Source organism: Wenzhouxiangella sp. YN9, assembly GCF_056324165.1.
The window spans coordinates 1-1,000 of the sequence record NZ_JBJNIP010000038.1 but is presented as its reverse complement, the minus strand read 5'-3'; the positions used below and the strand labels follow the sequence as shown (position 1 = coordinate 1,000).

The window sequence follows — 1,000 nt, the reverse complement described above, 5'->3', positions numbered from 1 at the left end:
CGACGATGGTCAGACCGCAACGGAGTTACTCGGCACACCAGGTGCGTTCGAAGTCTCACCAACACCGGTCAGCGCCGAGCTGCCCGAGGTTGTTACATAGAAATCGTCGCCGATGTGTTGGGAATATGTTGACACGTTCCGCCACGGCCATCTCCAGGACACCCACGATCTATAGGAAATCTCCTACAGATTGACACGACAGTCGCCGGATTGGCGGGCGTCGCACCCGGCGCCACAATAGGGACATGACATATCCACGCAGCCAACTGGTCAGCGACAAGGAGCCCGGCTTCTTCCATTGTGTCAGTCGATGCGTCCGGCGCGCCTTTCTCTGTGGTCGCGACGAAGTGACCGGGATGGACTTCGAGCACCGACGCCAGTGGATCGAGGATCGAATCTTCAAGCTGGCTGAGAGCTTCTCGGTCTCCGTTTATGCCTATGCCGTCATGTCGAATCATTTTCACGTGGTTCTGAGCAGCGATCCTCGTGCGCCCTGGCAGTGGTCGGACCGAGAGGTCGCAGAGCGCTGGCTGGCCGTCTTTCCGGGATCGATCAGCAATCGCGACGACCCGGCCTGCGTGGAGCGCGCCACCCTCGCCCTGCTCGGCAATACCGAACGCCTCGATGTCATCCGCCAGCGCCTCGGTTCGATCAGTTGGTTCATGCGCGCGCTCAACGAGCCGATTGCCCGCATGGCCAATCGGGAGGACGGCTGCACGGGAAGGTTCTGGGAAGGGCGGTTCAAGTGCCAGGCGCTGCTGGATGAGCCGGCCGTTCTGTCGTGCATGGCTTATGTCGATCTGAATCCGGTACGCGCCAGCATGTGCGAGACGCTTCGCGATTCCGAGCACACATCCGTCTGTCTGACGTCAACTACTTTGTCCGGTTGGCGACAACTAAATTGGCCGGTCGGTGAGTGTTTCTGACCTGCCTTTGATTGCCGGTGCTATTTCTCCTTTCTGCGGGCGGCTTGGGCGCGTTTTCGGTAGCTCTCGCCGGT

At 60.1% G+C, this 1,000-nt stretch carries 1 protein-coding gene; it reads left to right on the top strand.

The window, feature by feature from the left end; genetic code table 11:
* The first annotated feature begins 245 nt into the window (after positions 1-245).
* Entirely contained in the window at positions 246-926 is a 681-nt protein-coding gene (locus tag ACEWQ0_RS00215) for a transposase (protein WP_476484138.1), read from the top strand.
* Positions 927-1,000: the final 74 nt, after the last annotated feature.